A 21969-nucleotide genomic window follows, 5' to 3' on the forward strand; every position below is an offset into this window, starting at 1 on the left:
ATATCCTCCGTGTAAATAAAAAGGGTGCGATGCACCCTCAAAAATTTATTTAGATGCACCGCACTTTCCTTCGCCACATTTGCCTTCGGCAGATTTCGGCATATTTTTCTTAGGAGCGGTTGCACCGCATTTTCCTTCACCGCATTTGCCTTCGGCAGATTTTGATACACATTTGCCATCGTGCATTTCACACTCGGTTGTGTTTTTTTTCATATCTGCATGTGCTGATACAGCCATAGCTAAGGCACCGGCTAAAGCGACTAAAGTTGTTTTTTTCATGGTTTTTCTCCTATATAAATGATTAAAGTAAATTCAGCCGTTTTTGAGCTGAGTATTTTTTCCGTAACAGAAAATCAAGTGAAACTACACCCGCACCTTGTAGGAGCAGAGGAAGTAACGTAATTATGTAAATGAGCGGTAATTTATAACCATTGTTGCATACGTTATAACCTAATCCGCTATGTACTGTTGCCCAAGCTACAGCGGTTAAAATCATCAACCCTAATGCACTAAAGCGGGTTGCAATACCTAAAACCAACAAAATCGGAAACAATAATTCTGCACCGGTTGCAATAGCCCAATTTAAGTCCAGTGGTAAAATTGAGAAAGGAAACGGAAAATTATCTTTTACCGCATAAAACCAATTTTCACCGTTCCATTTTTCTAGTCCTGCTTCGAAAAACTCATAGGCGACAAAAAAACGTAATACGAGTAAGGATAATCCCTGAGTGGATTGTTTAAAAATATGACAATGAGACATTTTCTACTCCTAAAAAATTGCTTTCTAGAAGTTAGACGAATGAGGAAATAAAACCTTACAAAAAAATTTCAAAAATTTAGAAAAATAAAAAGGTCAGATTTTACTCTGACCTTTTAAATATTCTGATTTAAAACTTACATTGACGTTGTGAATGTACGTGTAATTACATCTTGTTGTTGGTCTTTAGTTAAAGAGTTGAAACGTACTGCGTAACCTGATACACGAATGGTTAATTGCGGGTATTTGTCTGGATTTTCTACCGCATCTAATAACATTTCTCGATTTAGTACATTCACGTTTAAGTGTTGACCGCCTTCAATAGTTGTTTCATGATGGAAATATCCATCCATTAAACCTGCCAAATTGCGTTTTTGTGCATCAATATCTTTACCTAACGCATTAGGTACGATAGAGAACGTATAAGAAATACCGTCTTTAGCATAAGCAAATGGAAGTTTAGCAACAGAAGTTAATGATGCTACCGCACCTTTTTGATCACGTCCGTGCATTGGGTTTGCTCCCGGTCCAAATGGTGCACCTGAACGACGACCATCAGGTGTGTTACCTGTTTTCTTGCCATATACCACATTTGAAGTAATCGTTAAAACAGATTGAGTTGGTGTTGCATTGCGGTAAGTTTTGAGTTTTTGAATTTTCTTCATGAAACGTTCAACCAAGTCAACTGCAATATCATCTACTCGTGAATCGTTGTTACCAAATTGTGGATATTCACCTTCAATTTCAAAGTCAATCGCAACATTTTTTGAAATACCGATCACGTCGCCAGCTTTATTTTTCACTTCAATATCACCACGAATAGGTTTTACTTTAGCGTATTTAATTGCAGAAAGTGAGTCGGCGGCAACAGAAAGACCGGCAATACCGCAAGCCATTGTTCTGAATACATCACGATCATGCAATGCCATTAACGCTGCTTCATAAGCATATTTATCGTGCATAAAATGAATAATGTTCAATGCAGTGACGTATTGTTTTGCTAACCAATCCATAAAGCTGTCTAAACGGGTCATGACGTCTTCATAATCTAAATATTCAGTTGTAATAGGATCAGTTTTAGGGCCAACTTGGTCACCGGATTTTTCATCAATACCGCCGTTGATCGCATACAGTAATGTTTTTGCTAAGTTCGCACGAGCCCCGAAGAATTGCATCATTTTACCCACGATCATTGGGCTTACGCAGCAGGCGATTGCATAGTCATCATTTTGGAAATCCGGACGCATTAGGTCGTCATTTTCGTACTGTACAGATGAAGTATCAATTGATACTTTCGCAGCATAGCGTTTGAAACCATCAGGTAAACTTTCAGACCAAAGAATAGTTAAGTTCGGTTCTGGTGAAGGTCCCATCGTGTAAAGTGTATGCAAGATACGGAAACTTGTTTTGGTGACTAAAGTACGACCATCTAACCCCATACCGGCTAAAGTTTCAGTTGCCCACATTGGATCACCGGAGAATAATTGATCGTATTCAGGCGTGCGTAAGAAGCGAACCATACGAAGTTTCATGACCAAGTGGTCAATTAATTCTTGAGCTTCTTGTTCTGTAATTTTGCCTGCTTTGAGATCACGTTCAATGAAAATATCTAAGAATGTGGATACACGACCAAAAGACATTGCCGCACCGTTTTGTGATTTAACGGCAGCAAGGTAAGCGAAGTAAGTCCATTGAACCGCCTCTTGAGCATTTTTTGCTGGAGCGGAAATATCATAGCCGTAAGATGCTGCCATTTCTTTCATTTTGCCTAAAGCACGGTGCTGTTCAGCGATTTCCTCACGTAATTGAATCGTTGCTTGAATATCTTCGCCACTTTCTAATTTCTCTTGTAATGAAGTAAATTGTTTGAATTTATCTTTCATTAAGAAATCTGCACCATAAAGTGCCATACGGCGATAGTCACCGATGATACGACCACGACCGTAAGCATCAGGTAAACCTGTGATTACACCTGATTTACGACAACGTAAAATATCTGGTGTATAAACATCGAATACGCCTTGATTGTGAGTTTTGCGATATTCAGTAAAGATTTTTTCAACTTCTGGATTGAGTTCACGACGGTAAACTTTACATGAGCCTCTAACCATGTTGATCCCACCAAACGGCATAATTGCACGTTTTAAGGGGGCGTCTGTTTGTAAACCGACAATTTTTTCTAAATCTTTATTGATATAGCCCGCTTTATGAGAAGTGATAGTGGATGGAATATCTGTGTCAATATCATAAGGTTCGTGAGTTTTGTTCTCCACTTTGATTTTTTCCATTACATCAGCCCACAGAATTGATGTTGCTTCTGTTGCTTCCGCTAAGAATGCTTCATCACCCTCGTAAGGCGTATAGTTTTTTTGGATAAAATCACGAACATTTACTTCAGTTTGCCAATCTCCACCGACAAAACCTTCCCAAGCTTTTTGTTGAGTTTCTGTTAATTGAGCCATCGCTAATAACTTCCTTTTGAGTAAATAAAAATAAAACTGTTGAACTTTGTAAAAACAATCGAAAAACAGACCGCTCTTACACCCTAATGATTTATTAGTGTCTATGAGGTTTATTGGTAAACCATTGCATTAATGCAATACAAACACCACCGCCGATAATATTTCCTAAGGTAACAGGAATTAAATTCTTAAAGATAAAATGGTAAATATCCAAATCGGCAAATTGCAGAGGATTAAGATTAATTGCTTGCCAAAAATCTGTTGAGCTGGCATGTGAGGTAATTATTCCCATTGGGATCATAAACATATTTGCAACACTATGCTCAAAGCCTGAGGCAACAAATAGACCTATAGGCAAAATCATGATGAATGCTTTATCTGTTAATGTTTTTCCGGCATAACTCATCCAAACAGCAATACATACCATAATGTTACATAGAATACCTAAGCAAAATGCTTCAAGCCATGTGTGGTGAATTTTATGTTGTGCTGTTTTTAGAATGGTTAAACCCCATTGTCCATTTGCTGCCATAGTTTGACCGGCAAACCAAATTAGCAATACGATAATTAATGAACCGACGAAATTACCCAAATAAACAACAAGCCAATTTTTTAGCATTTGAGTTGTGGTAATTCGTTTATTCACACGTGCAATAAGAGACATAGTTGATGATGTGAAAAGCTCTGAACCGCATACTACCGCCATGATAATACCAAGAGAAAAAACCAGTCCGCCGACCAGCTTGGTCAGTCCCCAGGGTGCATTACCTAAATCTGTTTGAGTAGTCGTATAGAAAACAAAAGCGAGAGCGATAAATGCCCCCGCAGAAATTGCAGATAAGAAAGAATAGCATTGATTTTTAGTTGCTTTATAGACACCTACATTCTCACCGATTTGTGCCATTTCTTGAGGTGATGCCACTGTGGTTGTACTTTCGGTTTTCATTACTAACCCTATTAAAATTAAACTGGCGTTATTCTAAGTCATTAACCGGAAACTTTAAACTAAAAAATTTTTTATTTTTTATAAAATTTGTTAAATGAAATTATTTTTAACAAGTTTTTAACATTTAGTTGTTTTACATTTATTAAATGCAACAATTTATTAACATTAGCAATCTAAATTGCTATTTAAAGGGATTTCTGATACAAAATGCACCTATTATTTTTATATCATGGGAGAACAAAAATGGTAGAAGAAACTATTTTTAGCAAAATTATTCGTAAAGAAATTCCGGCAAATATTGTTTATCAGGATGAATTGGTTACTGCATTTCGTGATATATCCCCACAAGCACCTACCCATATTTTAATTATTCCAAATAAAATTATTCCGACAGTTAATGATGTAACATCAGAAGATGAAGTAACGTTGGGACGTTTATTTACCGTAGCGGCGAAACTTGCTGAAAAAGAGGGAATAGCACAAGACGGTTATCGTTTAATCGTCAACTGTAATAAGCATGGAGGACAAGAGGTTTATCACTTGCATATGCACTTGGTTGGCGGTGAGCATTTAGGCAAAATGTTGGCAAAATAATGAAAAATTTACTTATCGCTTTTATTTTGAGTTTGGGATTAATTGCTTGTGGTTCTTTGGAAAAAGTAAATTTAGTGCATTCTCAACAACCAATTATAAATATTAGTACCGAGCTTGCTTCTGATATTGACGTACAAGTCAGCCATTCATCAGCATCGCTGACAAACGTTTCACAAAAGCAAGTGACGCTCGTATATTATTTTTTTTGGTACGATAAAAATGGTGTAACACAAGGTGATGTGACTAATATGAAAAATGCCACTATGCTGATTTTATCGCCAGGTCAAACACGTCAGTTAGTATTACAAAAGCCGACAACAGAAAGTGTGAATTACCGCCTTTACTTGAGTTTATAGAACAAAATGTCGATATTATTAATAGATTTATCGGGTCAAGAGTTACGTCAAGAAGAAATCGAATTACTTGAACATCCTCTAGTCGCAGGATTAATTTTATTTAGCCGCAATTTTTATGATATTGAGCAAATCCGACATCTCATTAGATCTGTGCGTCAAAAGGTTAAAAAGCCTTTATTAATTACTGTTGATCAAGAGGGTGGGCGAGTACAGCGTTTTCGTCAGGGTCTTACGCAATTACCGGCAATGCAGTCCTTTGCCTGTTTACTTTCTGACCCTCAAGAGCAACAGGAAATGGCTTGGCGAGCAGGTTGGCAAATGGCGGCGGAAATGACCGCACTTGATATCGATCTTAGCTTTGCACCTGTTTTGGATCTTGGGCATCAATGTAAGGCAATCGGCGACCGCAGTTTTCATTATGAGGAAAAGAAACTGATTGAACTTGCTGAGAAATTTATTCAAGGGATGAGACAAATCGGAATGTCGGCAACGGGTAAGCATTTTCCCGGTCATGGACATGTGTTAGCCGATTCTCATTTGGAAACACCTTATGATGATCGAGCAAAAGAATTAATTTTTGCACAAGATATTCGACCGTTTCAGTCTTTGATTAAACAAGGGTTGTTAGATGCAGTGATGCCGGCACATGTTATCTACACTCAATGTGATAATCAACCAGCAAGTGGATCGTCTTATTGGCTAAAGGAGGTTTTACGTCAACAATTGGGATTCCAAGGAGCGATTTTTTCTGATGATTTGGGTATGAAAGGTGCCGGTTTTATGGGGGATTTTGTTGCTCGTTGTACGCAATCTCTTCAGGCGGGTTGTGATTTATTGTTGTTATGTAACGAGCCTGAAGCAGTGGTGCAAGTTTTAGATCGTTTTAAACCACAGGAAAGTCAAAATAAACGAATAATACGCCAAACTAGATTGAATAAATTATTCAAAAAACAACGGATTGATTGGCAAACCTTACGCACTCAACGTGATTGGTTGGAAAATCACAAAAAACTTACCGCACTTCAGCAAGATTGGTTAGCCTATAAGGGGTAGGACAATTAGAAATTATGGAGGTGGTTTTTTGAGAGTATACAAAAATAAAGAAGAACTCAAAACTGAAATAAATAAAGCATTTAAGAAGTATATTTTAGAATTTGATAATATTCCAGAAACCTTAAAAGATAAGAGAGTTGATAAAGTTGATAGAACTCCAGCTGAAAATCTTGCTTATCAAGTGGGATGGACAAGTTTGGTTCTTAAATGGGAAAAAGATGAAAGAAAGGGGCTTCAAGTAAAAACACCATCGGATGAATTTAAGTGGAATCAACTTGGTCAATTATATCAGTGGTTCACGGATACTTATGCTCATTTATCCTTGCAAGAGTTAAAAGCAAAATTAAATGAAAATATTAATGCTATATGTACAATGATTGATTCGTTGAGCGAGGAAGAATTATTTGAACCGCATATGAGAAAGTGGGCTGATGAAGCGACTAAAACAGCGACTTGGGAAGTGTATAAGTTTATTCATGTCAATACGGTTGCACCTTTTGGGACTTTTAGAACAAAAGTCAGAAAATGGAAGAAGACAGCATTATAAATTACCTTTTTACAAAAAAATTTCATAAAAATAGTTACCAAAGGCAATAGAGAAAACTATCGTCTTTCTCTTTGCAAATTTAAATTTTATTAAATTAATATGAATTTAATTCATGAAAAGTATAATTTTTCTGAAATTGACACATATTTTCTTTCTCTTTATGATGATTTTAACCGATTTAAAGATAAATTTATTATGGAGTAAATGAATATGAGTTATACCAAAGAATTAGATACATTAAATCACCATATGGTTGATATTAATGGGAAAATTAATGTTTCTTTTGAGTTTTTTCCACCTAAAAATGAAAAAATGGAAACTCTTTTGTGGGACTCTATTCATCGTTTAAAAGTCCTTAAGCCGAAATTTGTATCAGTAACCTATGGAGCAAATTCCGGTGAGCGGGATCGTACTCATACCGTTGTTAAGCGTATTAAACAAGAAACCGGTCTGGAAGCAGCACCGCATTTAACCGGTATTGATGCCACTCCGGAAGAATTAAAGGCTATTGCTAAGGATTATTGGGATGGGGGTATTCGTCGAATTGTTGCTTTACGGGGTGACGAACCTAAAGGTTATATTAAGAAACCTTTTTATGCCTCCGATTTAGTTGAGTTATTACGTTCGGTAGCTGACTTTGATATTTCAGTGGCGGCTTATCCTGAAGTGCATCCCGAAGCAAAATCCGCTCAAGCGGATTTAATTAATTTAAAGCGAAAAATAGATGCAGGAGCAAATCTTGTAATCACTCAATTCTTTTTTGATGTTGATAGTTACTTACGTTTTCGTGATCGTTGTGCCTCAATAGGGATTGATGCGGAAATTGTACCAGGCATTTTACCGGTAACGAATTTTAAACAATTACAAAAAATGGCTGCGATTACAAATGTCAAAATTCCTAGTTGGATGGCGAAAATGTATGAAGGGTTAGATGATGATCAAACTACAAGAAATTTAGTTGCGGCAAGTATTGCGATGGATATGGTAAAGGTTTTATCTTGTGAGGGGGTAAAAGATTTCCATTTCTATACACTCAATCGCAGTGAGTTAAGTTATGCTATTTGCCATACTTTAGGCGTTCGTCCAAGTTTATAAAAAACCGCACTTTGAGCCTAAAAAAGGACTAAATTGTTAAAATTTGGTCCTTTTATTTTTACGGATTTTATTAAGAAATGCACAATTTAAAATGGAATGTCATCATCAAGTGGAGCATCAACAGGTGATGGAGATGCAATGCTCGGTTTAGGTTGAGAATGTGATTGGTAGGTTGGTTGCTGTTGAGGTTCGTATCCTCCCATTTGTCCACGATCTGAACGACTATCCAGCATTTGCAATACATCGCCCTGAATTTCAGTGGTATAACGATCTTGACCATTTTGATCTTGCCATTTGCGTGTTCTTAAACGTCCTTCTACATAAACCTTTGAGCCTTTACGTAAATATTCTCCAGCCACTTCTGCTTGACGACGATAAAACACGATGCGATGCCATTCTGTAATTTCACGGCGTTCATTGGTATTTTTATCAATCCAACTTTCACTTGTTGCAACACTGATATTCGCAACAGCATCACCGTTTGGCATGGTGCGAATTTCAGGAGCGTTACCAAGATTTCCAACAATGATTACTTTATTTACTCCAGCCATAAGTCCTCTAATTTGCTTCAGTTAAAAAGTGCGGTTATTTTGCCTTAAATTAAAAAAAAAAGCTATGCTTAAAATGAACTAAACTGGATATTTGCACAGTTGTTTAGGAATGTGAGATAATGATCGCAAAATTTACTTGATTGGCTTGCTATTATTGTCAATTTATTATTGGTGTATTATGGAAAAAATTGATATTCGTGGGGCAAGAACTCACAATCTAAAAAATATAAGTTTAACAATTCCTCGTAACAAACTTGTTGTAATTACGGGGCTGTCTGGTTCAGGAAAGTCTTCTTTGGCTTTTGATACGTTATATGCAGAGGGGCAACGCCGTTATGTAGAGTCATTGTCTGCCTACGCTCGCCAATTTTTATCTTTAATGGAAAAACCCGATGTTGATCATATTGAAGGATTATCTCCGGCTATTTCTATTGAACAAAAATCCACTTCTCATAATCCTCGCTCAACAGTGGGAACGATTACTGAAATTCATGATTATTTGCGTTTATTGTTTGCTCGAGTAGGTGAGCCGAGATGCCCAGAACATCATGTTACATTAAGCGTGCAAACTATTAGCCAAATGGTTGATAAAGTACTGAGTTTGCCGGAAGAAAGTAAGATTATGTTACTTGCACCGGTGGTCAAAAATCGTAAAGGCGAGCATATCAAAATTTTAGAAAATATTGCCGCACAAGGCTATATTCGGGCAAGGATTGATGGTGAAATTTGCGATTTATCGGATCCGCCTAAATTAGAATTACAGAAAAAACATACAATTGAAGTGGTGGTTGATCGCTTTAAAGTGCGGTCTGATTTGGCTACTCGTTTGGCTGAATCTTTTGAAACAGCGTTAGAGTTGTCCGGTGGGACAGCAATCGTTGCGGATATGGAGAATTCGCAAGTGGAAGAATTGATTTTTTCCGCTAATTTTGCTTGCCCTCATTGTGGTTATTCTATCCCTGAATTAGAGCCGAGGTTGTTTTCTTTTAATAATCCTGCCGGTGCTTGTTCTACTTGTGACGGTTTAGGCGTGCAACAATATTTTGATGAAAAACGTGTTGTACAAAACGCATCGATTTCTTTAGCCGGTGGAGCGATAAAAGGGTGGGATCGGCGTAATTTTTATTATTACCAAATGTTGATGTCTTTAGCTAAGCACTATGATTTTGATATTGAACTACCTTTTGAAAAGTTACCGAAAAAAATTCAGCAAATTATCTTAAACGGTTCAGGTGACGAGGAAATTGAATTTCAATATATGAACGATCGTGGTGATGTTGTTCTTCGCCATCATAGTTTTGAGGGGATTCTCAATAATATGGCTCGCCGTTATAAAGAAACCGAATCTATGTCTGTACGAGAGGAATTGTCCAAAAATATTAGTAGTCGACCTTGTGTAGATTGTTGCGGTTCGAGATTACGTTCGGAAGCTCGCCATGTTTATATCGGTGAAGCTAATTTACCTGATGTATCAGAGAAAAGTATCGGAGAAGCACTCAATTTTATTGATAACCTGACATTGACGGGACAACGTGGACAAATTGCAGACAAAATTCTGAAAGAGATTAAAGAGCGGTTACAATTTTTAGTGAATGTGGGGCTGAGTTATTTATCTTTATCTCGTTCAGCGGAAACTTTATCCGGTGGAGAAGCACAGCGTATTCGTTTGGCAAGTCAAATTGGTGCAGGATTAGTTGGAGTAATGTATGTACTTGATGAACCCTCAATCGGTTTACACCAACGAGATAATGAGCGTTTATTAAATACTTTGTTGCATTTGCGTAATCTAGGCAACACAGTGATTGTGGTTGAACATGATGAAGATGCTATCATGGCAGCTGATCATATTATTGATATTGGTCCCGGAGCCGGTGTGCATGGAGGAAATGTTGTTGCACAAGGTAATGCACAAGAAATTATGGCTAATCCAAATTCTTTAACAGGTAACTTCTTGTCAGGTAAGGAAAAAATTGAAATTCCGCTGAAACGAACCGCAGTTGATAAGCAAAAAATGCTTAGATTAAAAGGAGCAAGCGGTAATAACCTGAAACAGGTGAATTTGGATATTCCCGTTGGTTTATTTACCTGTGTAACAGGTGTATCCGGTTCGGGAAAATCTACTTTAATCAATGATACTTTATTTCCATTGGCTCAAAATGCGTTAAATCGTGCGGAAAATTCCCAGTTTGCACCTTATCAATCAATTGAGGGACTTGAGTTTTTTGACAAAGTGATCGATATAGATCAAAGTCCGATAGGTAGAACGCCTCGTTCCAATCCTGCAACCTATACAGGGTTATTTACGCCAATTCGTGAGTTATTTTCCGGCGTGCCGGAGGCTCGAGCGAGAGGTTATAATCCGGGGAGATTCAGTTTTAATGTGCGTGGCGGACGTTGTGAAGCCTGTCAAGGTGATGGCGTTATCAAGGTTGAAATGCACTTTTTACCTGATGTTTATGTGCCTTGTGATCAATGTAAAGGTAAGCGTTATAATCGAGAAACGTTGGAAATTCGTTACAAAGGCAAAACTATCCATCAAGTGCTTGATATGACAGTAGAAGAAGCACGAGTGTTTTTTGATGCTATTCCAATGGTAGCTCGTAAATTACAAACGTTGATTGATGTTGGTTTATCCTATATTCGTTTAGGTCAATCTTCGACAACCTTGTCCGGCGGAGAGGCTCAAAGAGTTAAATTAGCAACAGAGCTTTCTAAACGAGATACAGGGAAGACGTTATACATTTTAGATGAACCGACTACAGGATTACATTTTGCCGATATTAAACAACTCCTGACCGTCTTACATTGTTTACGTGATAAGGGAAATACCATAGTGGTAATTGAACATAATCTCGATGTAATAAAAACCGCTGACTGGATCGTTGATTTAGGACCGGAAGGGGGAAATGGTGGAGGACAAATTATTGCTACCGGCACGCCGGAAGAGGTTTGCCTAGTTGAAGGATCTCATACGGCGAGATTTTTAAAAACTATGTTGGCTAAAAAATAACATCATAAATTAGAAACCGTACTTCATGGATTCGATTTTAATAAAGTGCGGTTTTTTCTTTGCTTTTTATAAAAAAGTTCTGTTACAAAGGGTGTTTTTTTGCTAAATTTAGCACAATTTTTTCGTTAAGCTCGGTAGAGCGTTTTTATACAATTTATTAGCGGACTTCTTATGTTATTCAAAAAAATTCGTGGTTTATTTTCCAATGATCTCTCAATCGATCTTGGTACGGCAAATACGTTAATTTATGTAAAAGGTCAAGGTATTGTTTTGGATGAGCCTTCAGTTGTTGCAATTCGCAAGGATAGAGCAGGTTCACTTAAAAGTATTGCGGCGGTCGGAAAAGAGGCTAAATTAATGTTGGGTCGTACGCCAAAAAGTATTGAAGCTATTCGTCCAATGAAAGATGGTGTCATTGCTGATTTTTTTGTCACAGAAAAAATGTTGCAATACTTTATCAAACAAGTTCACAGTGGCAATTTTATGCGACCGAGTCCTCGAGTGTTGGTTTGTGTTCCTGCTGGAGCAACACAAGTCGAACGTAGAGCTATTCGTGAGTCAGCAATTGGTGCGGGAGCAAGAGAGGTTTACTTAATTGAGGAGCCAATGGCAGCAGCTATTGGTGCGAAATTACCCGTTTCAACGGCAACAGGATCGATGGTTATTGATATTGGTGGTGGTACAACAGAAGTTGCAGTGATTTCTTTAAATGGTATTGTTTATTCTTCTTCTGTGCGTATTGGTGGTGATCGCTTTGATGAAGCTATTATCGCTTATGTTCGCCGCACTTTTGGTTCAATTATTGGAGAACCAACAGCAGAACGTATTAAACAGGAAATAGGTATTGCTTATATTCAAAATGATGATGAAGTGAAAGAAATGGAGGTTCATGGGCATAATTTAGCAGAGGGAGCCCCACGCACATTTAGCTTAACTTCAAAAGATGTTTTAGAAGCATTACAACAACCTTTAAATGGCATTGTGACCGCTGTACGTACAGCGTTAGAGGAATGCCAACCGGAACATGCGGCAGATATTTTTGAGCGTGGTATTGTATTGACGGGTGGTGGAGCTTTATTGCGTAATATTGATGTATTGCTTTCAAAAGAAACCGGTGTTCCGGTAATTGTTGCAGATGATCCATTAACTTGTGTCGCTAGAGGTGGTGGTGAGGCTTTAGATATGATTGATATGCACGGCGGCGATATTTTCAGTGATGAAATCTAGTTTTAACAACATGAAAAGTGCGGTAGATTTTACCGCACTTTTTGTCTTAACTATTTAATCTGTTGTGATAAATCAATCTTTATGAAACCTATTTTCAGTAAATCACCTCCTTTAGGTATTCGGCTTATTTTAGCCGTGGTAGTTTCTATCACTTTAATTCTGTTTGATGGCAAAACTAGTGCAATGATTAATCTTCGTGGTTTTATGGAAACTGCGGTAGGAAGTTTATATTATTTAGCCAATACGCCACGTGTTATACTGGATGGTGTATCGGAAAATTTGATCGATACAAATAAATTGCAAATCGAAAATAAAGTATTACGTGAACAATTACGAGAAAAAAATGCTGATTTGCTCTTGTTGGATCACTTAAAAGTTGAAAATCAGCGTTTACGTTTATTGTTAAATTCGCCACTAAGAACAGATGAATATAAAAAAATTGGTGAAATTTTAACCGCTGAAACGGATGTTTATCGCCAACAAGTTATTATCAATCAAGGTGCGAAAGACGGTGCTTATGTTGGACAGCCTGTTATTGATGAAAAAGGTGTGGTTGGTCAGATTATTTCAGTGGGGGAAAATACTAGTCGAGTATTATTATTAACTGATGTCATGCATTCTTTACCTGTTCAAGTTTTACGCAATGATGTGCGTGTAATTGCCAGTGGAACAGGGCGAAGTGATGAATTGACTTTAGAGAATGTGCCGAGATCGGTCGATATTGTAAAAGGTGATTTACTTGTTACGTCTGGACTTGGGGGGCGTTTTTTAGAAGGTTATCCCGTCGCAATTGTGGAAAATATTTCTCGTGATAGCAAAAATTACTTTGCCACTATTACAGCTAAACCTTTGGCTTCTATAGAACGTTTACGCTATATTTTACTACTTTGGCCAACGCATGAAGATATGCGTAAAGCACAATCTCTGACACCTGAAGATGTTCGTAAAGCAGTGCAACAACGTCTAGAAATGCAGCATAATTCTTCTACATATAAGGTGAAAAAGACTCCGGTACAGGAGGAATTTTTTCCATCTAATAATACAGATGAGTATTCAGTAGATATATTAGAAACCTTACCGGAAAATTTACCTGAGCAAGAGTTTCTACAAAAAGAGCAGGGGGATGAAAATTAATGAAAGTAAAATTTTTGTTACAAATTTTAGTGATCAGCGGTTTGTTTATTTTTACTTTTGCTCTTGAACTTATGCCTTGGCCAGTAACTTTTCAGAGTTTCAAACCCTCTTGGCTAGTGTTGGTTTTGCTTTATTGGATTTTAGCGATTCCGAATAAAATCAGTATTGGTACCGCATTTATATTAGGTATTATTTGGGATCTAATTTTGGGCTCGATATTAGGTGTGCATGCTTTGGTTTTATCTGTCTTTGCATATTTGATTGCAATTAATCATTTGGTTTTAAGAAATTTATCTTTATGGTTCCAAGGTATTCTTACTATTTTATTTGTTATCGCTATTCGTTTTTCAATTTTTTTGATCGAATTCTTTTTAAATGGTGTACATTTTAATTGGCAAGCGATTTTTGGAGCTATCACAAGTGGGATATTATGGCCTTGGTTATTTTTATTATTGCGTATAATTAGACGAAAATTAGATTTAAGATAGTTTTGTTCTTGCGAGGATTAAGTAATCACATGCCAATAATCACACAATTTCCAATGGAGTTGACTTTTTCTAAAGTTGTTTTTGTTGTGTTATGATCTCCAATGGGACCAATGACAACTCTGTTCCAGTTTTCACTACGTTTAATTTTAGCATCGAAACCGGCAATAGATAAACGTGCTTGCATGTTTTCTGCTTGAGCACGATTTTTAAAAGCCCCACATTGCAAGCCAAATTTCTTTTCTGGCGAATTTACAGTAGGGTTGTTTTGTATAGACTGTGCTGTTTGTACCGGCTTTGCGGACACAATATCTATTTTCTCACGTCCTTTATCTTCTTTAATTCTTGCCCGTTCAGCCGCTTTTTGCTCTTTTTCCATTTCCAGCAAAATTTTCTTTTGCTCTTCGCTTAAACGAATATCGTTATTTAACGATTGATTATTATCAACAGGAACTGTTCTTGTTTCTAGGGCTTTAATGTAACTCCATACTTCTTCCGGTGGGGTAGGGAGGACGCTTTTGGGTTTTTCAGATTTTACGGGTACCTGTATAGTTGTATTCTTCGTTTTGGTTTTCAAAAAATACAACCCAGCCACAAAGCCAATAATGATCAAAAGAATCAAGGTAATTAAGAAGATTTTATGCTTTCCTTTTGTCTGTTTTTTCTTTTTAGACTTCACACCTGTTCCGTAATCTTTTGCCACAATAAAATCCTGAATAACGAATAAGTAATAAAAATGGCAATTCTACTCAAAAAACTATAACTAATCTAGTACTAGCTCAAATCCAGCGGATCTATATCTAAAACTAACCGCACTTGTTGTAATCTTAAAAAATTTTCTTGCTGAAAAGAGTGTAAAATTTGTTGTAATTCTGCTTTGGATTTATGTTGTAATAAAAGGTGCCAGCGATATTGCCCCGCTTTTTTGCTAAAAGGTGCTTGGATAGGCCCCAAGATTTGCAAGTTTTTGCTTGAGGTATTATGAAAATAGGCGGCAATTTGGTGTAACACTTCCTCAGCTTTTTGTGAGTGGCGACTTTGGGCTTTAAACAGTGCTTGAGCACTGAAAGGCGGTAACCCCATTTGGTTACGCAAAGTGAGGGCTTGTTGGGCAAAGTAAGGATAACCTTGACTTAATAAACTAACCAATAAAGGATGTTCTGGATAGTGGGTTTGCAAGACGACCTCTCCTTGTTTTTCTTCTCGTCCGGCTCGTCCTGCAACTTGAACATAAAGTTGGGCTAAACGTTCTTCTGCCCGAAAATCAGTAGAAAAAAGTGCACTATCCACGTTTAACAGTGCCACTAAAGTTACATTGGGGAAATGATGCCCTTTGGCTAGCATTTGTGTACCAATTAAAATTTGGCTTTTTCCTAATTGAATATCCCGTAGATATTGTTCCAATTTTCCTTTGCGAGCGGTACTATCTCTGTCAATACGGGTAATCTTATAGTTTGGAAAACGTTGGTTTAAACTTTCTTCCAATTGTTCTGTTCCTAAACCTGTCGTCACTAAATGTGTCGAACCGCAATTTACACATTGCATTGGAATAGGTTTTTGTGTTCCGCAATGGTGGCAACGTAGAACTCGCTGATGTTGATGATAAGTATAAGGCTTTTCACAATGTTGGCATTCTACAATCCAGCCACATTCATGACAAAGTAGAACAGGTGCGAAACCACGGCGGTTTAAGAACAATAAAACCTGATTTCCCTTTTTTAAGTGATTTTTCATCATTGTCAACAAGGTTTCAGATAAACCGTTATGTACTATTTGTCGCTTTAGGTCGATAACCGAATGACGAAGTGCGGTAGTATTTTTTGCTCTTTTTTTGAGTGTGATGTGACGATATTTGCCTTGTCGCACATTATTGATGCTTTCCAAACTTGGCGTTGCAGATCCTAACACGATAGGAATATCCAATTGTTTAGCGTAAACTACTGCAAGATCACGAGCATGATAACGCCAGTTATCTTGTTGTTTAAATGAAAGATCATGTTCTTCATCAACGATAATTAGCCCCAGTTGTTTAAAGGGAGTAAATAGTGCTGATCTCGTGCCGATGATGACCGCACTTTCGCCATTTTTAGAACGTTGCCATACTTTCAAACGTTGGTTATCATTTAAATTTGAATGTAACACATCAATTTCAATATTAAATCTCGCTTGAAAGCGTTGTACTGTTTGTGGCGTGAGACCAATTTCCGATACCAGTACTAAAATTTGTTTCTCTTGTTGTAAAATTTCCTCAATAAATTGAAGATAGATTTCTGTTTTTCCTGAACCGGTTACGCCTTCTAATAACCAACAGATAAATCCGGATTGAAAGATTAATTGGCTGAGTGCAAGAGCTTGCTCTTGGTTAAGAGGAAGACGATCGTTAGTTTTTACAATAGATTGATGATTTAATTTTTGTTGCCAAGAGATACTTGTTTTATGTATTTCTTGTTCAGATATATACCCCTTACTTTTTAAGGTGCTCCAAACTTGGTTATGAAAAGGATTGTTATTTTTTTCTGTGATATTTTTTTGTAGATAATGTAGAGCCTCAAGCTGTTTTTTTGCTCTTTTTAACTTGTTGTTGTCTAATGCTTGTTGCCCCTGTTCCGTTAGTTGAAAGAAAAATGTTGATTTTTCTACCGCACTTTCACCACGGCGTAATTTGCTTGGCAAGCTGCTTATTAATACTTCTCCTAAGGGAAATTGATAATAGTCCGCTCCCCAATGTAGTAGACGCCATAATTCAGGGGTAAAAACAGAATGATGATCAAGAACGGAGATAATGGGTTTGAGTTGTGAAATATCTATCTCCGTTTTTTCAGGTAACTCAGTGACAATACCAATTAATTTTTGTCGTCCGAAAGGGACTAATACTCGACAGCCGACAGCGGTTGAAAGGGCATTTGGAATAAGATAATCAAAAAAACTAAACAGAGGAACGGCAAGAGCAACTCGTGCAAGTTTCATTATGTTATTTTCCTTGCGTAGTTTGTGTGATTTCATCTCGTTTAACTTCATCCCCAAAAATATCCATTTCAGCTAAAGAGGTATTTTCAAAGGTTTTGTTTACTTCACGCAATTTTTGCTCGACAGCACGAAAACGGCGTTCAAATTTTTTATTGGCTTTACGCAAGCTTTCTTCAGGATTACATTTTAGATGACGACTTAAATTTACTACCGCAAAAAGAAGATCGCCGATTTCTTCTTCAATTTTTGTTTGGTTGATAGGATTTGTTTGATATTCCTGTTTAACTTCTTCTAATTCCTCTTGTACTTTAGCTATCACAGGATTGACATTATTCCAGTCAAAACCTATTTTGGCACAGCGTTTTTGTAATTTTTCGGCACGCTTCAATGCTGGAAAAGCATGGGGAATATTATCTAAGATTGATTGATATCCTTTTTGAATATATTCACTTGCTTTTGCTTTGTTCCAATTTTCTAATGCCTCGTCTGCATTATTAGCTTTATGCTCACCAAACACATGAGGATGGCGACGCAAGATTTTTTCTGTAACGGCATGTACCACGTCATCAAAAGTAAAATATTGATCTTCCGTAGCAAGTTGGCTAAAAAATACAACTTGTAAGAGCAAATCACCTAATTCTTCTTTCAGATCAGACATGTTATTTTGCTCTATTGCTTCAATGACCTCATAAGTTTCTTCAATTAAACAAGTGATCATCGAACGATAATTTTGCTTTAAATCCCAAGGACAACCATTATTAGGATCTCGTAATTGGGCAATGATACGAATAAAATCTTGAATGTGGTAGCTCATAAATAATCTCATGAAATAAATAGTATTTGAAATAAGGATATCATAGCCTTGAATGAACAGAAAAATGAAAAATTTTTTAAATTTTTAGCCACACTGTCCCAGGAAATGACGATGAACTATCATTTGATAAATATATTGGGTCGATGAGTGCATCTATTATGTGATGAGTGCACCAAGACTGACAAGCATTTTTTTGAATCAAATATTAAAAAATTATGCTCATTTCTAAAAAAACATTTTAACATCTTGATGTTTTTAGTTTACAAGAAAAGAGCCATAGATTAACGAGGCATTTGGTTTATGGAGCTGACTTTTATTTTTTATTTTATTCACATAAGGAAGGTATTATGTTAAAGAAATTAGACCCAAGTAAAGTTGTTGGACTTAAAAACCAATCGAACTGCAAAACAATTATGACAATTGGTGTTCAAGACAAGAAATAACTCCAGTTGAGAAGACACTAGGTTGCAATCTAGTGTCTTTTTTTATTAATTAGATTTTAAGGATAATGAATGAACTTTAATGATATTTATAATCCAAACCAGTCTTTGGCGATTGCGTTGCATAGTGCAAATAACCAAAAGATTGTAGATTCTTTTTATTATTTATTGGATGTGTGTGATGAAATCTTGGATGTAAACTCCAAAGAAAATATAATAAAAGGCATAGATTTTATAAAATCCAATTCGATATTGAGAGGTATTTTATTTCAATTTGTTAATCATCTTGTTAAGTCAATTTCTAAAAATGATATTGATGAAATAAAAGATGTATTTACTTATTTTAATAATTTTATCTTATTTTATAGCCGAGAAAAAATAATTTTTTCTAGTGTAGGAAATATAGGTAACTTATATCTAAATCAGTTTAATAAAATTAATGATGATGCCTATGAGTTTTCTTGTACACCTATCAAGGATAATTTAATTAATGAATATAGGTTAAAAATTAATAATCTTATGAAATTTATCAGAGATATTGATTTAGAAACCTATATGGAAATTGAGAATATAGTCGATGATATATATGTATTTGGTGTGAATTTTAAAGATAGTCAAGAAATGATTTATTCTGGTAGTGATTTTGCCAAACTTGGTTGTATTTTCTTTAATGAAGATATTTTTTTAGATAAAGATGATTTGTTTATCTTGGATAAGATTATACATGAATCCGCTCATCAGATATTATTGTCTGTAATGATACATGATGAAGTTGTGCTAAATTCAGATGATGAGCGTTATCCATCACCTCTTAGAACCGGACTAAGAACAATGAATGGTATATATCATGCAGCTTTTGTTTTGTATCGGATAGCAAGATCAAGATTTTTTAATCAAATTATTGAGAGAAAAAATACTCAATATCCTTATAATCATTTGATTTCTTATTTTAACAAAAATAAAGAACAATTTTTGGTTTGTTATGATGTTATTTCTAAAAATGGAAAATTAACAGATTTAGGAAACGTTATCATCGAAAACTGTTATAAAGAATTAAGGAGTATGTCTAGTGAAATTGACAGATAAGCTATCTAAAAAAACCATTGAATTGATGCAAAGATTTAATGATAATGCGGTAAGAAGACTAAATGATGATTTATATCCAATAGCACCAGATTTGGTCGAAATGCTTATTGATTCAATTTACGGTAATGTTTATCAAAGAGGTGTTTTGAGTATTAAAGAAAGACATATAGCAACGCTATCGGCACTTATTGCCATTGGGGGCTCAGAAAGGCAATTGTCGTTTCAAGGGTTTGCTGCTTATAAGCTTGGTATCACAAAAGAAGAAATCCAAGAAATATTGATACAAAATGCAATATTTAGTGGATTTACGAGAGCGATGAATGCGGCTGTTGTGCTTGATGAAGTGTATAAGAAATATTTACAAGGGAAAGATGATGAAGCATAATGATTTTTATCGTTATCAATTAGCAGAAGTTATGCTTAATACTGGCATAAGAACTATTGGATTTTTGTTTGCTTGGCTTATGCTTACTACCTTTCATCAACCTCAGCATTTAGGCGTTTTTATTGGTATTTCTTGGGCGTGTCAGGTGTTGGCATTGCTTTTATTTTCTTGGGTGTGCAACCAGTCTACATTTATTATTTATAGTAAAAAGTTATTGTTGCCTTTTTGCTTTATTTGTTTTTTGTTTTTTTTGGCATTGTGTTTTGTTCATAATTATTTTGTTTTTGGCATAGTTTTTATCGTTAGTTCTGTTTTTACCATTCTCTTGAATCCATTGGGGACGAGTCTTACCAATGATTTGTATGATGGTGAAGATAAATCAAATGGATTTAAATTGCGTGGTTTTGTGAATTCTATTAATACCATTATTTCCCCTGCTATTTCCGGATTTATTATTCACTATTTTAATACACAGAAGATTATTGTTTTTTGTATCCTATTATCTTTATTAAGTGGTTTCTTATTTTATTTTATAAAAAATATAAAATTACAAGAAAACTTGGGAAAAAAATCTAAAAACACCCTTAAAATACTATTGAAAAACCCTATTGAAAAATTGATGGTTTGTGTATCATTATTAGCTAATTTTATTATCACTCCTATTATTTCATATATTATTCCTTACAATATATCCAACAAATTTAATTTATCGGCATTTTATATCGGTATTAGTGAGGCTTTCTTTGGTATCGGTATGATAATAGGTAGTGTTTATTTTCTAAAATTGTTTAATAAAAAACTTGGCAGTCATCATAGTTTGGTATTAAGTATTTTTTTAGTGATGATAGGTATTTTGTTTTCTGTGACAGATAATTTTTATATTTTTTGTTTTTCTTTAATGACGATTGGGGTTGGCGTTGTGATGTTTAATATTAACAGTACACATATTCGCTGTACGGCAACTCCCAAAAATATTCGTACCAGTTTTGAATTTGTTTTTTTAGCGTGCTGTATTGTATTTATTCCTATTGGCGTATTGTTAACGACTTGGGTATTAAATAATGGAGCTTTGGTTTATTTTTATGGAATTATTTGTTTGATTATGTTGATTTTGTCTTTAATGATTTTTAAAAATACTGATATTGTTCACATTCATCAGCTTACTGATGATAAGCTAGATGGTTATTATCAGGTTTTGTATCCCAAAATTTATCCATAGGTGTGGGTGTTGTGGTATTTGGATTGTGGCACTGCCCTAGCAGGGGCGGAGGTAGAGTATCAAGACAAACAAGTAATCATGGAACGATAATTTTGCTTTAAATTCCAAGGACAACCATTATTAGGATCTCGTAATTGGGCAATGATACGAATAAAATCTTGAATGTGGTAGTTCATAAATAATCTCATGAAATAAATAGTATCTGAAATAAGGATATCATAGCCTTGAATGAACAAAAAAATGAAAAATTTTTTAAAACGTGATCTGGTGCAAATTTTTTTATTTTTATCAATGCTAGTATAGTTCCAACAGTTAGTTAAATTCATTAAGCTAAGGAGGCAATTATGTATAAACACGTATTAGTGGCTGTAGATCTTTCAGATGAAAGTGGATTTTTACTCGAAAAGGCAGCAAAAATAGCGAAACAATATGGTGCTAAATTATCGGTTATCCATGTTGATGTGAATTTTTCAGATCTTTATACGGGTTTAATTGATGTTAATATGTCTTCAATCCAAGATAGAATTTCAACTGAAACACATCAAGCCTTGATTGAGTTATCAGAACAATCTACCTATCCTGTTTCTGAGAAATTGAGTGGTAGTGGTGATTTAGGACAAGTCTTATCTGATGCTGTTGAGCAATATCAGGTTGATTTATTAGTAACAGGTCATCATCAAGATTTTTGGAGTAAGTTAATGTCTTCCACTCGTCAAGTGATGAATTCAATTAAAGTTGATATGTTAGTTGTACCGCTTAGAGAAGAATAAATATAAAGAATTTGTGATGGGCAGCGTGAGTTGCCCTTTTTTATTAGCATTGAAATATTGTTTTGCATAAT

21 protein-coding genes and 1 pseudogene are annotated in these 21969 nt (G+C 35.6%); 13 read left to right on the top strand and 9 right to left on the bottom strand.

Annotated elements, in window-relative coordinates:
* Positions 1–45: 45 nt before the first annotated feature.
* The 4 genes from HSM_RS05375 to focA all read right to left on the bottom strand — a co-directional run bounded on the left by HSM_RS05375 (position 46) and on the right by focA (position 4165).
* Positions 46–279, bottom strand: a complete 234-nt coding sequence (locus HSM_RS05375; protein WP_012340229.1) for an HvfA family oxazolone/thioamide-modified RiPP metallophore — start codon at positions 277–279, stop codon at positions 46–48.
* Between the two features lie 22 nt (positions 280–301).
* Complete coding sequence (locus HSM_RS05380) at positions 302–760, bottom strand: HvfX family Cu-binding RiPP maturation protein (RefSeq protein ID WP_012340231.1); 459 nt, start codon at positions 758–760, stop codon at positions 302–304.
* A gap of 134 nt (positions 761–894) precedes the next feature.
* The gene (gene pflB, locus HSM_RS05385) at positions 895–3219 is read right to left on the bottom strand and encodes a formate C-acetyltransferase (RefSeq protein WP_012340232.1); all 2325 of its coding nucleotides are present in this window, start codon (positions 3217–3219) and stop codon (positions 895–897) included.
* 94 nt (positions 3220–3313) lie between these two features.
* The gene (focA, locus tag HSM_RS05390) at positions 3314–4165 is read right to left on the bottom strand and encodes a formate transporter FocA (RefSeq protein ID WP_012340233.1); all 852 of its coding nucleotides are present in this window, start codon (positions 4163–4165) and stop codon (positions 3314–3316) included.
* Positions 4166–4408: 243 nt separating this feature from the next.
* Here focA and hinT point away from each other — a divergent pair, with 243 nt between their 5' ends.
* The 5 genes from hinT to metF all read left to right on the top strand — a co-directional run bounded on the left by hinT (position 4409) and on the right by metF (position 7810).
* Entirely contained in the window at positions 4409–4759 is a 351-nt protein-coding gene (hinT, locus tag HSM_RS05395; protein WP_012340234.1) for a purine nucleoside phosphoramidase, read from the top strand.
* Positions 4759–5115, top strand: coding sequence for a YcfL family protein (locus tag HSM_RS05400; protein ID WP_012340235.1), 357 nt, complete (start codon positions 4759–4761; stop codon positions 5113–5115). The genes hinT and HSM_RS05400 overlap by 1 nt, the downstream gene beginning before the upstream one ends.
* A gap of 6 nt (positions 5116–5121) precedes the next feature.
* Positions 5122–6168, top strand: a complete 1047-nt coding sequence (gene nagZ / locus HSM_RS05405) for a beta-N-acetylhexosaminidase (RefSeq protein WP_012340236.1) — start codon at positions 5122–5124, stop codon at positions 6166–6168.
* 28 nt (positions 6169–6196) lie between these two features.
* Positions 6197–6715 (top strand): ClbS/DfsB family four-helix bundle protein, encoded by a 519-nt coding sequence (locus HSM_RS05410; protein WP_012340237.1) that lies wholly within the window; start codon positions 6197–6199, stop codon positions 6713–6715.
* Between the two features lie 210 nt (positions 6716–6925).
* Positions 6926–7810 carry a methylenetetrahydrofolate reductase gene (gene metF, locus HSM_RS05415; RefSeq protein WP_012340238.1) on the top strand — a complete coding sequence of 295 codons (885 nt, stop codon included), beginning with the start codon at positions 6926–6928 and terminating at the stop codon, positions 7808–7810.
* A gap of 86 nt (positions 7811–7896) precedes the next feature.
* On the opposite strand, the gene HSM_RS05420 is transcribed toward metF, so the two are convergent.
* Positions 7897–8361 (bottom strand): single-stranded DNA-binding protein, encoded by a 465-nt coding sequence (locus HSM_RS05420; RefSeq protein WP_011609284.1) that lies wholly within the window; start codon positions 8359–8361, stop codon positions 7897–7899.
* A gap of 178 nt (positions 8362–8539) precedes the next feature.
* On the opposite strand from HSM_RS05420, the gene uvrA reads away from it, so the two are divergent.
* The 4 genes from uvrA (at position 8540) to mreD (ending at position 14220) form a co-directional block, all read left to right on the top strand.
* Positions 8540–11371, top strand: coding sequence for an excinuclease ABC subunit UvrA (uvrA, locus tag HSM_RS05425; protein WP_012340239.1), 2832 nt, complete (start codon positions 8540–8542; stop codon positions 11369–11371).
* A 171-nt stretch (positions 11372–11542) separates the two neighbouring features.
* Positions 11543–12598, top strand: a complete 1056-nt coding sequence (locus tag HSM_RS05430; RefSeq protein ID WP_011609282.1) for a rod shape-determining protein — start codon at positions 11543–11545, stop codon at positions 12596–12598.
* An 81-nt stretch (positions 12599–12679) separates the two neighbouring features.
* A complete protein-coding gene (mreC, locus tag HSM_RS05435) occupies positions 12680–13732 on the top strand; it encodes a rod shape-determining protein MreC (RefSeq protein ID WP_012340241.1) in 1053 nt (350 codons plus the stop codon).
* Positions 13732–14220: a rod shape-determining protein MreD gene (mreD, locus tag HSM_RS05440; protein ID WP_011609280.1), complete on the top strand. Its 489-nt coding sequence runs from the start codon at positions 13732–13734 to the stop codon at positions 14218–14220. The genes mreC and mreD overlap by 1 nt, the downstream gene beginning before the upstream one ends.
* A gap of 25 nt (positions 14221–14245) precedes the next feature.
* On the opposite strand, the gene HSM_RS05445 is transcribed toward mreD, so the two are convergent.
* The 3 genes from HSM_RS05445 to mazG all read right to left on the bottom strand — a co-directional run bounded on the left by HSM_RS05445 (position 14246) and on the right by mazG (position 17998).
* Positions 14246–14920 carry an SPOR domain-containing protein gene (locus HSM_RS05445; protein ID WP_012340242.1) on the bottom strand — a complete coding sequence of 225 codons (675 nt, stop codon included), beginning with the start codon at positions 14918–14920 and terminating at the stop codon, positions 14246–14248.
* Positions 14921–14991: 71 nt separating this feature from the next.
* On the bottom strand, positions 14992–17184 hold the full coding sequence (gene priA / locus HSM_RS05450; RefSeq protein ID WP_012340243.1) for a primosomal protein N': 2193 nt from the start codon (positions 17182–17184) through the stop codon (positions 14992–14994).
* A 4-nt stretch (positions 17185–17188) separates the two neighbouring features.
* Positions 17189–17998 carry a nucleoside triphosphate pyrophosphohydrolase gene (gene mazG, locus HSM_RS05455; protein ID WP_041605067.1) on the bottom strand — a complete coding sequence of 270 codons (810 nt, stop codon included), beginning with the start codon at positions 17996–17998 and terminating at the stop codon, positions 17189–17191.
* A 512-nt stretch (positions 17999–18510) separates the two neighbouring features.
* On the opposite strand from mazG, the gene HSM_RS05460 reads away from it, so the two are divergent.
* Genes HSM_RS05460 through HSM_RS05470 form a run of 3 tightly spaced genes read left to right on the top strand, consistent with a single transcriptional unit; the run spans position 18511 to position 21128 of the window.
* Positions 18511–19524 carry an aKG-HExxH-type peptide beta-hydroxylase gene (locus HSM_RS05460; protein ID WP_012340245.1) on the top strand — a complete coding sequence of 338 codons (1014 nt, stop codon included), beginning with the start codon at positions 18511–18513 and terminating at the stop codon, positions 19522–19524.
* Positions 19508–19909 (top strand): carboxymuconolactone decarboxylase family protein, encoded by a 402-nt coding sequence (locus tag HSM_RS05465; RefSeq protein WP_012340246.1) that lies wholly within the window; start codon positions 19508–19510, stop codon positions 19907–19909. The genes HSM_RS05460 and HSM_RS05465 overlap by 17 nt, the downstream gene beginning before the upstream one ends.
* Positions 19899–21128 carry an MFS transporter gene (locus HSM_RS05470; RefSeq protein WP_041605069.1) on the top strand — a complete coding sequence of 410 codons (1230 nt, stop codon included), beginning with the start codon at positions 19899–19901 and terminating at the stop codon, positions 21126–21128. Before HSM_RS05465 ends, HSM_RS05470 begins: the two co-directional genes overlap by 11 nt.
* A gap of 62 nt (positions 21129–21190) precedes the next feature.
* Here the strand turns inward: HSM_RS05470 and HSM_RS10815 are convergent.
* Positions 21191–21304, bottom strand: a pseudogene (locus HSM_RS10815) (nucleoside triphosphate pyrophosphohydrolase); the annotation flags it as partial.
* Between the two features lie 168 nt (positions 21305–21472).
* On the opposite strand from HSM_RS10815, the gene uspA reads away from it, so the two are divergent.
* Positions 21473–21898: a universal stress protein UspA gene (gene uspA / locus HSM_RS05480; RefSeq protein WP_011609276.1), complete on the top strand. Its 426-nt coding sequence runs from the start codon at positions 21473–21475 to the stop codon at positions 21896–21898.
* Positions 21899–21969: the final 71 nt, after the last annotated feature.

This window comes from Histophilus somni 2336 (genome assembly GCF_000019405.1).
Classification (GTDB): domain Bacteria; phylum Pseudomonadota; class Gammaproteobacteria; order Enterobacterales; family Pasteurellaceae; genus Histophilus; species Histophilus somni.

Bases quoted from the DNA above. Each gene is read 5' to 3' on its own strand.
- uspA (WP_011609276.1), top strand. From the start codon at position 21,473: ATGTATAAACACGTATTAGTGGCTGTAGATCTTTCAGATGAAAGTGGA.
- HSM_RS05380 (WP_012340231.1), bottom strand. From the start codon at position 760: ATGTCTCATTGTCATATTTTTAAACAATCCACTCAGGGATTATCCTTA.
- HSM_RS05375 (WP_012340229.1), bottom strand. From the start codon at position 279: ATGAAAAAAACAACTTTAGTCGCTTTAGCCGGTGCCTTAGCTATGGCT.
- pflB (WP_012340232.1), bottom strand. From the start codon at position 3,219: ATGGCTCAATTAACAGAAACTCAACAAAAAGCTTGGGAAGGTTTTGTC.
- HSM_RS05430 (WP_011609282.1), top strand. From the start codon at position 11,543: ATGTTATTCAAAAAAATTCGTGGTTTATTTTCCAATGATCTCTCAATC.
- mreD (WP_011609280.1), top strand. From the start codon at position 13,732: ATGAAAGTAAAATTTTTGTTACAAATTTTAGTGATCAGCGGTTTGTTT.
- HSM_RS05470 (WP_041605069.1), top strand. From the start codon at position 19,899: ATGAAGCATAATGATTTTTATCGTTATCAATTAGCAGAAGTTATGCTT.
- priA (WP_012340243.1), bottom strand. From the start codon at position 17,184: ATGAAACTTGCACGAGTTGCTCTTGCCGTTCCTCTGTTTAGTTTTTTT.
- mreC (WP_012340241.1), top strand. From the start codon at position 12,680: ATGAAACCTATTTTCAGTAAATCACCTCCTTTAGGTATTCGGCTTATT.
- focA (WP_012340233.1), bottom strand. From the start codon at position 4,165: ATGAAAACCGAAAGTACAACCACAGTGGCATCACCTCAAGAAATGGCA.
- HSM_RS05420 (WP_011609284.1), bottom strand. From the start codon at position 8,361: ATGGCTGGAGTAAATAAAGTAATCATTGTTGGAAATCTTGGTAACGCT.
- mazG (WP_041605067.1), bottom strand. From the start codon at position 17,998: ATGAGCTACCACATTCAAGATTTTATTCGTATCATTGCCCAATTACGA.
- hinT (WP_012340234.1), top strand. From the start codon at position 4,409: ATGGTAGAAGAAACTATTTTTAGCAAAATTATTCGTAAAGAAATTCCG.
- metF (WP_012340238.1), top strand. From the start codon at position 6,926: ATGAGTTATACCAAAGAATTAGATACATTAAATCACCATATGGTTGAT.
- uvrA (WP_012340239.1), top strand. From the start codon at position 8,540: ATGGAAAAAATTGATATTCGTGGGGCAAGAACTCACAATCTAAAAAAT.
- HSM_RS05400 (WP_012340235.1), top strand. From the start codon at position 4,759: ATGAAAAATTTACTTATCGCTTTTATTTTGAGTTTGGGATTAATTGCT.
- HSM_RS05460 (WP_012340245.1), top strand. From the start codon at position 18,511: ATGAACTTTAATGATATTTATAATCCAAACCAGTCTTTGGCGATTGCG.
- nagZ (WP_012340236.1), top strand. From the start codon at position 5,122: ATGTCGATATTATTAATAGATTTATCGGGTCAAGAGTTACGTCAAGAA.